A 4,577-nucleotide genomic window follows, 5' to 3' on the forward strand; every position below is an offset into this window, starting at 1 on the left:
CGCTCTTCCGGCCCCCCGGCACAAAGCCAAGTCCCGCCGCGATGGACGCCCGAATACTCTTGCCGGTGATCTCCTTTCCGTCCACCAGCACCTGTCCTGCGTTCCGGGGATCGACGTTGAAGATTGCCCGCATCAGCTCAGTACGTCCGGCACCCACCAGGCCCGAAAAACCGGCGATTTCGCCCTGCTGCACCTGGAAGGAAATATCCTGCACATAGTTGTTCTGGTCTGTGATCCCCCGGGCCTCAAAGACCACGGGGCCCTCCCGCCAGTCCGGTCTTTCGGTGGTATCTCCGGCACCGTAGAGGTCCTTGACCTCCCGGCCCACCATGGCGCGGATCAGCTCGTCCTGTGCAAGGCCCGCCGTATCCACACCCTTGAGGATCAGCCGTCCATCCCGCAGGACCGTAATCCGGTCGGAAATTTCGTAGATCTCGTTGATCTTGTGGGAGACGATGATAAAGCCCACGCCCTCGGCCTTGAGTTTGCGGACAATGTCAAAGAGGATCTCGATCTCCTTGACGGAAAGGGATGCCGTTGGTTCGTCCAAAATGATGACCCGGGCCTGTGTGGACACCGCCTTGAGGATCTCAATGACCTGCATCTGCGCCACGGAAAGCTGGGATACCTTTGCGTACGGATCAATGGAGTTTTCCATGCCGAACAGCGCCAGCAGCGTCCGCGTCTTGTCCGCCATGGCCTTCTTATCCGCCACAAATCCGCAGCGGTAGTAGGTCTTGTCTGCCAGGAAAATATTTTCTGCAATCGAGAGATCCGGCAGCAAACTGAATTCCTGCGTCACGATGGAAACACCGTGGTCCACCGCTTCCCGCACGCTGGAAAAGCTCTCCACCTTTCCATTCACCTTCAGCTCTCCGCCATCCGATTGGTAGATTCCGGCGATGATCTTGGAAAGTGTGGACTTTCCGGCGCCGTTTTCTCCCATCAGCGCGTGAACCTCTCCCTGCCGCAGCTCAAAGTCGATACCCTCGATCGCCACCACACCGGAGAATACTTTCTTGATGTTTGTGGCTTGTATCAGGATCTCACTCACGCCTCTCACCCCTTCTGCCGGCCGCAGCCTGTCGTTTGTTTATAAAAAAACTATAGCACGGCCCGTTTTTTTGTGCAAATATCTAAAAAGCATGCGTATCCATAGATTCAATCTATGGATACGCACCTCACATGCGCCGCCGCTCAGTCCGGATTCAGCGTTCGCAGATATTGCTTTGCCAGGGGGCGCAGAACCGTGCCCGCCTTTTTGATCCAGCCCACCCGCAGCGGCTTGACATCCTCCAGCGGGCGGGTAATGATATTGTATTTACTCAGCTCTCCCGCCATCAGCGGGAGTCCCACCGCACAGGCCCAGGTGGATGTGAGCACCTGCGCCAGCATCAGTCCGTCGTTGACGGTGATCTGGCGATCCGACTGAAGCAGCAGCACCCCCTCCTCCGAAAAAAGGGCGGTCCCGCTGTTCCCCCGGTCATAGGACGCCAGGGGATAGGGGTCCAGGTCCGGCCTTCCCAGCCGCTCTTTTTCCGCCAGAGGGTGGTCCGCCCGCAGCAGCACACAGGGGGCGGTGTGGGTAATGGCGTAAAACTCCAGCTCCTCATTGTCCAGTTCCCGAAGAATCATAGGCTCCTTCTCATCGGCAAAGTGCAAAAAGCCGATCTCGCTGCGGCCCGCCGCCACGTCCGCAATCACATCCTGCATCCGACCCTCCAGGAATTTGGCGTTGTAATACGGTTCCTCCAGCTCCCGCAAAAAGCGGGCAAACGCGGCCCCCGCCAGTGAAAAGTGCTGCATGCTGACGGAAAACACCTTCCGCTCCGGACGTTTTTCCACGTACTTCGCCTGTACTGCCGCCATCTGATCGAAGACCGTCCGGATATCTTCCAGAAATTCCCCGCCCCGCTCCGTTACCGTCACGCCGGACCGGCCCCGCTCAAAGATCCGAAATCCCACCTCTTTTTCCACAGATTGGATCGCGTGGGTCAAACTGGGCTGCGCCACATAGAGCTGCTTTGCCGCCTCACTGATGGATGCGCAGTTGGCCACCATCAGCAGATACTGAATTTCCTTAAGGGTCATATCGCTCCTTTCCCTGCACGCTGATACACCATGACCGGCCGGGCGTCCTCTGTCAGATCCACACGGCTGGACGCCTCATGGCCTTCGATCATCTCGCTGAGATACCGCCGCACGGCCACCCGGGACATCCCCACGATTTCAGCCAGCTCCTCCGCCGTAAACGCCCGTTCCGGGCAGGCATCCAGGCAATCCAGAAGCATCTGGTAGTCGTGGGCTTTGAGTCCCTTGCGCTCAAGACGTTCCTGACGGGAGAGTTCCTGCTCCTTCAGACCACTGGAAAAGAGCGCGTCAATCCCCTGCTGATCCAGTCCGCTCATGGCGTTGATCACCTGGCGGCGCTGTACAAAGCGCTCCAGTGCCTTGGCAAAGCGGTCCCCCGCAAAGGGCTTGAGCAGGTAATCCACCACACCAAAGGGCAGCACCTCCCGGATATTTTCCGCGTCGTTCACCGCTGTCACAACGATCACATCCACCTGGAGATTTTCCTTGCGCAGGCGGTATAAAAATTCCTTTCCGTTCATTTTGGGCATGAACAAATCCAGCAGGATCAGATCTACGGGATTGAGCCAGATATAGTTGAGCGCCTCCTGCCCATTGGAGAAGATCGCCTTGACCTGAAACTCCGGATTCCGCTCCACATACTCCTTGGTCCCCCGGGCGATCTCCGGCTCGTCTTCTACAATGATTACTCGGTACATGGCGTCTCCTGTTCCTCACGGCAGCGGAAAGACACCGTGATGGAGGTTCCCTCTCCCCGCTCTGTGTCTACCTCTACCGTACCGTCGTACTTCTCCACCAGTTCTTTGACCAAAAACAGTCCTGTTCCCCGCTGGGCGCCCTTTGTAGAAAAGTTCTTTTCGAATAAATGCTCCCGAACCTCCCCGGACATTCCCCGGCCGGTATCCGTCACAGTGAGAATCGTATACTGTTCGTCGATAAACAACCCCAGACCGATCTCCTTTACCCCTGCGCTGCTCTGGCGCAGTTCGTCAATGGCGTTTTGCAGCAGGTTTCCCAGCACTGTAACATAGCAGTCAAAGGACACTCCCCTGGTCAAATTTTTGCAGTAACTGTCCGCCTGGAGCTCCAGCTTGATCCCGCAGCTCCCGGCTTCCACCATTTTTCCGATGATAATGGCCGCGATACCGGTGGATTCGATCTCCTTGGTGACCTTCGCGATATTGACGGAGGCCGCCCCCACGTGATTGATGATAAAGTTTTTCGCCTCGGTGGCATCCTGCTGCTCCAAGTACCCCAGAATCACATGGAGCTTGTTGTTGAACTCATGGTTGAACGAGCGCAGCGTGTCCACCATCTGGTTGGTCTCCGTCAGCTCCTGGGCCAGACGCCGGACCTCCGTCACGTTCCGGGAAATCGACGCCGCGCCGATCAGCCGGCCGTTTTCATAGACAGGGATGCGGCTGGCCACATAATCCCCGCCATGAATATGGACGCTGATATTGTACTGCGCGGTCCCGGTCTCCAGCACATGCAGCAGCGCCGTCTCCGGAAAAATATCCTTCAGTGCCCCCTCATAGTGCAGCAGCCGTTCCGAACAGCCCAGCATCTTCAAAAATGCCTTGTTCATCATGATCACTTCACCCTTGAGGTTGATGGCCACGATGGCCTCGTCCAGTGCATCCAGCACTTCGTTGCGCTCATCAGCCAGACGGCGATATTCCTCTACCCGCCGGCCCTGGAGGACCCGCAGCGTCCGGCGGCGGATGGAGATGGACACAAAGATCCCCAGAAACGCCGTGCCAAACGAAATAGCGACATAGCCGTACAGCAGATGCTGCATATCCTCCGCCGAGGACTGGTGAAATACCGACAAGATCACATAGCCCAGCAGGTCCCCAGCCTGGTTTTTCACCGGGGCATAGGCCATCTCCAGTTCGTATCCGGTACGGGCCACCGTAACGATGTAGGGCCCCTCTCCCGCCAGCACCCGGTCTTCGCCGCCGAAGCGGAGCGTCCGCCCTATAAATGCCCGGTTTGGGTAATAAAGGCAGGTATTTTCCGTATCGCATACCGCCACAAAATCCAGGTTCGCGATGGATTTGATGTAGATATTCAGATAATTGCTCAGATACTCGTCGCCCACACCGGTCTCCAGGGATTCCACAACATTTTTTGCCCGCGTCAGTGTGGTGCACTCTTCCAGCAGTTCCTCTTCCTGCTGGCGGTTGTTGCGGCTCAGCGTCACGGAGATCATCAGCACCAGACAAAGCGCCGCCGTCACTACAATCCCAAAAATTTGAAAGAGATAGAGCTGTTTTTCAATATCCATCCGCTTTTTCAGCATGTCTCTTCTTCCCCCTCGCCGTCAGTTTCCCAGCATCCAGCCGCACAAACGCCCGGGAATCTTCAACAGGTCCCCGGGCCGCCTGTACCGTGTCGATTTTTGTCATTATAGCACAGGGCAGGCCCAATTGTCACCCAGCGTCTGCCCGGATAGGCAGCAAGAGCCGCCGGAGCAAAGCTCC

The 4,577-nt window shown here is 57.1% G+C and carries 4 protein-coding genes; all 4 read right to left on the reverse strand.

Annotated elements, in window-relative coordinates:
* Window positions 1-1,054 (reverse strand): sugar ABC transporter ATP-binding protein (locus QZL67_RS07015; RefSeq protein WP_292920058.1); only part of this gene is annotated, 1,054 nt, incomplete at its 3' end.
* A 143-nt stretch (window positions 1,055-1,197) separates the two neighbouring features.
* Window positions 1,198-2,091 carry a LysR family transcriptional regulator gene (locus QZL67_RS07020; RefSeq protein ID WP_022290028.1) on the reverse strand — a complete coding sequence of 298 codons (894 nt, stop codon included), beginning with the start codon at window positions 2,089-2,091 and terminating at the stop codon, window positions 1,198-1,200.
* Complete coding sequence (locus QZL67_RS07025) at window positions 2,088-2,789, reverse strand: response regulator (RefSeq protein WP_022290029.1); 702 nt, start codon at window positions 2,787-2,789, stop codon at window positions 2,088-2,090. The genes QZL67_RS07020 and QZL67_RS07025 overlap by 4 nt, the downstream gene beginning before the upstream one ends.
* Complete coding sequence (locus QZL67_RS07030) at window positions 2,777-4,396, reverse strand: ATP-binding protein (protein WP_022290030.1); 1,620 nt, start codon at window positions 4,394-4,396, stop codon at window positions 2,777-2,779. The genes QZL67_RS07025 and QZL67_RS07030 overlap by 13 nt, the downstream gene beginning before the upstream one ends.
* Between the last annotated feature and the right edge of the window lie 181 nt (window positions 4,397-4,577).

This window comes from Oscillibacter sp. CAG:155 (assembly GCA_000436875.1).
In the GTDB taxonomy this organism is placed as follows: Bacteria; Bacillota; Clostridia; order Oscillospirales; family Oscillospiraceae; genus Oscillibacter.

Coding starts and splice junctions, on each gene's coding strand:
- QZL67_RS07030 (WP_022290030.1), bottom strand. CDS start 4,396: ATGCTGAAAAAGCGGATGGATATTGAAAAACAGCTCTATCTCTTTCAA.
- QZL67_RS07025 (WP_022290029.1), bottom strand. CDS start 2,789: ATGTACCGAGTAATCATTGTAGAAGACGAGCCGGAGATCGCCCGGGGG.
- QZL67_RS07020 (WP_022290028.1), bottom strand. CDS start 2,091: ATGACCCTTAAGGAAATTCAGTATCTGCTGATGGTGGCCAACTGCGCA.